Source organism: Synergistaceae bacterium (assembly GCA_021372895.1).
In the GTDB taxonomy this organism is placed as follows: domain Bacteria; phylum Synergistota; class Synergistia; order Synergistales; family Synergistaceae; genus JAJFTP01.
Map to the genome: position 1 here is coordinate 1 of JAJFTP010000049.1, position 5144 is coordinate 5144.

Annotated in this window: 4 protein-coding genes; all 4 read right to left on the reverse strand. The window is 49.9% G+C overall.

Annotated features, from left to right (window positions below):
• The coding region (locus LLF78_04380; protein MCE5201729.1) for a glycine C-acetyltransferase at window positions 1-1093 on the reverse strand (1093 nt) is incomplete at its 3' end.
• Window positions 1094-1107: 14 nt separating this feature from the next.
• Entirely contained in the window at window positions 1108-2151 is a 1044-nt protein-coding gene (gene tdh / locus LLF78_04385) for an L-threonine 3-dehydrogenase (protein ID MCE5201730.1), read from the reverse strand.
• Between the two features lie 110 nt (window positions 2152-2261).
• On the reverse strand, window positions 2262-3548 hold the full coding sequence (locus LLF78_04390) for a 4Fe-4S binding protein (protein MCE5201731.1): 1287 nt from the start codon (window positions 3546-3548) through the stop codon (window positions 2262-2264).
• Window positions 3549-3780: 232 nt separating this feature from the next.
• Window positions 3781-4884, reverse strand: coding sequence for a PTS sugar transporter subunit IIC (locus tag LLF78_04395; protein MCE5201732.1), 1104 nt, complete (start codon window positions 4882-4884; stop codon window positions 3781-3783).
• Between the last annotated feature and the right edge of the window lie 260 nt (window positions 4885-5144).

Sequence of the window (5144 nt, forward strand, 5' to 3'; positions counted from 1 at the left end):
GTATGCGTGCTTTGCCCTTTGGCACGACAGGGTAGAAGAAACCGGTGACATAGATACCTTTTTCTAAGAGCCTCGTTGCGAATTCGGCTGCCGCCTTTGAGTCATAGAGCATTATCGGGACTATCGGATGAGTGCCTGGCAGGATGTCAAAGCCGAGTTTTTCCATTTTTTCCCTGAAGTAAGCAGTGTTTTCGTGGACGCGGTTGCGGAATTCCGTTGATTCTTCAAGCATTTTAATCACTTCTAGAGAAGCGCCAGCAATTGCAGGCGCAAGGGTGTTGGAGAAGAGATACGGTCTGCTGCGCTGGCGGAGCAGTTCGACTATTTCTTTTTTCGAGCTGACGTATCCGCCTGAAGCACCTCCGAGGGCCTTGCCCAGCGTGCCTGTTATTATGTCGACCCGTCCCATGACGCCGCAGAATTCATGTGTGCCCCTGCCTCTTTTACCCATGAAGCCGACCGCGTGGCTGTCATCTACCATGACAAGCGCGTCAAATTCTTCTGCCAGGTTGCATATAGCCTTCAGGTCCGCGATGTAGCCGTCCATAGAGAAGACCCCGTCGGTAGCAATGATCTTTATCGGAGCGTCCCCTGCCGCGATAAGTTGTGCGCGGAGGTCTTCCATGTCGCTGTTTTTGTAACGGAATTTTTTGGCCTTACATAGACGTATGCCGTCGATAATGCTTGCATGGTTCAGTTCATCGCTTATGATCGCGTCGTTTTCGCCGAGAAGAGGCTCAAAGAGGCCGCCGTTTGCGTCAAAGCAGGAGGAATAGAGTATTGTGTCCTCCATGTCCAGAAAGCCGCTTATGGCCTTCTCCAGGTCCTTGTGTACCTGCTGTGTTCCGCAGATGAAACGCACGGAAGCGAGTCCGTAGCCCCATCTGTCGTAAGCGTCTTTAGCGGCTTTTATGATGCGCGGGTTGTCCGCGAGACCGAGGTAGTTGTTGGCGCACATGTTGATCACGCCATTCCTGACCGTTGTGTCGATTATGTCCCTCTGCGGAGTTGTGATTATTCGCTCTGATTTATACAGTCCCTGTTCTTTTATATCTTCGATAGTCTTGGTTATTATGCCGAAAGCGCTCTTCATATGACAGCCCCCCGCTATAGATTCTGCCAGTCAAGGATGACTTTGCCCGACTGTCCGCTGTTCATGACCTTGAAGCCCTCCTCAAAGTCCCTGACGTCAAAGCGGTGCGTTATGACCTGGTTTATATCAAGTCCGCTCTGGAGCATCGTTGTCATCTTGTACCATGTCTCGTACATCTGGCGCCCGTATACCCCCTTGAGCGTCAGCCCATGGAAAATGACCTTGTCCCAGTCTATCACGGCACCAGCTTCTAGAAGCCCCAGCAGTGCAATGTGGCCGCCGTTGTACATGCTGTCGACCATGTCTGATAAGGCATGAGGGCTGCCCGACATCTCAAGTCCAACGTCAAAGCCCTCTTTCATTCCGAGTTCCTTCATGACGTCTTTCAGATTTTCATTCTTAGCGTCGACAGTCCTGGTTGCGCCCATTTTCTTAGCGAGGTTCAGCCTGTACCCGTTAAGATCACTGATGACTATGTTGCGTGCTCCGACGTGCCTGCATATGGCTGTGGCCATCATACCTATTGGTCCGGCCCCTGTTATCAGGACATCCTCCCCTATGAGGTCAAACTGCAGCGCCGTGTGCGTCGCGTTTCCGAGGGGGTCGAAGCACGAGACTACATCGTCTGATATCTCAGGTGCACAGCGCCATACGTTTGTGGTCGGTATTGAAAGGTATTGGGCGAATGCGCCGTCACGGTTGACCCCGACGCCTATGGTGTTCGGACAGTAATGTCTGCGCCCTGCCAGGCAGTTGCGGCATGTTCCGCATACTATATGGCCTTCACCGGAGACACGTTCCCCGATTTTCCAGCCGCCGACGTGGCTTCCTAGCTGGACTATTTCTCCTACGAACTCATGGCCGATGGTCATAGGCGTCTTGATGGTCTTTTGCGACCATTCATTCCAGTTGTAGATGTGAAGGTCAGTGCCGCATATCGACGTTTTCTTTATCTTGATGAGTACGTCGTTTGGACCAACTTTCGGCATATCCACTTCGCGCATCCACAGCCCCACTGCCGGTTTTTCCTTGACGAGAGCTACCATTTTCTTTGACATGACAAGTCACTCCTCTGTTTAGTGTTGGTCTGTTTAACGACTGTATAACAATAGTATGGCGGTTATAAAAATCAGGGGATCAATGGACATGCCGCCGATGTGCAATCTCTTTACTGCTGCTTTGCAATCTCCTTACATCCGAACTTAGTAATAAGTGCTTCAAGGTATCTGGATTTCAGCTGCGCCCGTGCAAGAGAGCGAGGTACGCCAGGCATTTTCAGTATTGCTCCGAGGACGCCGGCCAGGAGCCTGTGGCTGAACAGTACTTTATTGTCAAAGATGAGCTCCTGCAGGACCCCGCGTTCGGTTGCCATGGCTACGACCCTGTGCACGGTATCCAGCGGCGTTATCATTCTGTTCGGTCTGGGTTCAAGGATCAGGGCCTTTGAAGGGCAGTGCTTGATGCAGACTCCGCAGCCGATGCACTTTTCAGGTGTCACATTCGCCTTTCTTGCGCCCTCTTCAGAGGTCATCTCTATTGCATCTACAGGGCATATTTTTGCACACTTGCCGCAGCCTATGCATGCTTCATGATCTGCGTGCGTTATAAAGTTTGAGCATATAGTCTGGGCTACCCCGAAGCGCTTTATTGCGAGCAGTGCCTCGCAGCAGCAGGAGCAGCAGTTGCAGATGAAGTTTACCTGCCTGCGGACGTTTTCGCCGAACTGCACGAGGTTGTGTTCATATGCCTGCTGCAGCAGATCTATGCATTCAGCTCTGTCCACCTGCCTTGCGTGTCCGTGCTTGATAAGCGTAGCCGCAGTCGTGTTGAACGTCATGCATATATCCATAGGTGCGTCGCAGGCAGTTCCCGCATGCAGCGCCTTGTGCCGGCAATAGCACATGCTTATCCCGATATGGGACGCAGTCTCTATGACGTTTGTAGCACGTTCATAGTCGAGTACGTGCAGGGTATATTCATCGGGAATCTGCGGTTCCTGCGGGAAAATGCGCCCCATCTGTATATCTCCGCTGCATACAAGATCCCGCATAAAATCTTCCTCAACTGTAATGTACTGGTAAAAAAGTTCGCTGAGTGTTTTCTGGTCGATATCTTCCCGGACGCGCATAAGAGAGAATTCAAAAAAGCCGGCCATCGGGGGCGGAACTGCGTAGATCTGTTCGCCGTTCTGCTCTATGTCGACGAGGATCGCACGGTCCGCAAGCTCGTCAAGCACCTTCTGAGCCTCTGCCTCGGAAAGCTTCCATATCTCCGCCGCCTGTTTCATGCTGAACGGCTTTATCGGAAGCTGCGCCATCAGTCCGGCCTCTTTCTCCGTCATGAGTATTTTTAAAATATCAAAGAGAAGTTTTGACGCTGGAGCTCCCTGTGGAAACCTGTTCAGCCTTTCAGTCAGCCTGGAATAAGCTGACCCGTGTGTGTGGTTGTGAGCCATGTGGCTACCTCCATCAGACAGATATATTAGAGATGGACTGCTTTTTATGAGCTGTTTTTACAGCAACAGTTAAATGGCTGTAAAAGACAGTGTGTCATTGAGAGCGAAAAAAACATACAGAGAAACAATTCAGGATGCATTAAAATTATACTCCTTATCGAATAAATGGCATAATCAAAGAGGCCCGAAGGTCTCTTTGATTATTATAAATACTGTGTCTGCCATAGATATACTAACAATCAATTTTTAGGTCGCCGTATTTGATCCATCCTGTTTTACGGAATGGTATTGCGATAAGCCATGTCAGCAATGCCGGCAGGACAAAGCAGATAAGCAGAAGGCCGAGCCAGTCCATAGGGCCGGGAGCGATTGCTGTTCCGCCTATTTCAATCGCCTTCTCAACAGGTGCGTACCAGCCGCTTATAACGCCGATAGGCCCGACAAAACCGCATGTCCCCATTCCGGAAGATATGGGGGCGCCATTCATATTCAGCTTAAAGACACAGGTTGCAAGCGGGCCGGTAATTGCGGAAGTAATAATAGGCGGAAGCCAGCAGCGGGGATTTTTTACAAGGTTCGGAACCTGGAGCATCGAAGTTCCTATGCCCTGTGCCACAAGCCCTCCCATCTTGTTTTCAGGATATGACATAACGGCAAAGCCGACCATGTGAGCACAGCATCCTGCGACAGCAGCGCCGCCCGCCAGACCGACCAGGGAAAGGGCGGCGCATATGGCAGCGGAGCTTATCGGCAGAGTCAGCACAATTCCGACTATTACAGAGACAAGTATGCCCATCATAAAGGGCTGAAGGTCTGTAGCCCACATAATAAGATCGCCTATCTTGCTTGCGGTTGCTCCGATAGGAGGTGCCAACCACAAGGCAAGCAGAATACCGACAGCAAGTGTTACTGTCGGGGTGACGAGAAGGTCGATCTTTGTCTCCTTTGAAACAGCCTTGCCGGCTTCGGCAGCAATAACTGTAATAAAATAGACAGCCAGAGGGCCGCCTGCCCCTCCCAGTTTGTTTGCCGCAAGGCCGACGCCTGCAAGAGTAAAGATTACGAACGGGGGAGATTTAAGCGCAACCGCAATAGATATGGCCATTGCTGCCCCAGTTCCGGCTATTGCATACCCGCCCATGGTATTGAAAATGGCCCATCCTGTCTGGGTACCAATTGTATTAAAAATTGTCCCAATAAGGAGCGATGCGAACAGACCTTGTGCCATTGCGCCAAATCCATCGATAGCATAACGCTGAGTTGAGCATTCAATATTCTTTCTCTTTAAAAAACTGCGAAAAACATTCTCCTGTTCTCTTTCAATTTTTTCCTTCATGATTACAATCATTCCTTTCGCTGTTCTTCAGGAACAAAGCCGCGCTCATTGCATTTGAATAAGGTGTCTGCCGCGATCCCTTAGTTATTATTTTAAGAAGGGACCATAAATATTTAAACAAAATTTTTGTCTCTTTGCGTTCTTAAAACGCTGAAAGTGATTTTCTTTCCGCCGTTGTCAATCTGAAAGACTCATTTGCCTGTTTATGGTATTATTAAAATATATCAGTTTCAGGTATGCATTGTAATAAATTTTGCTCC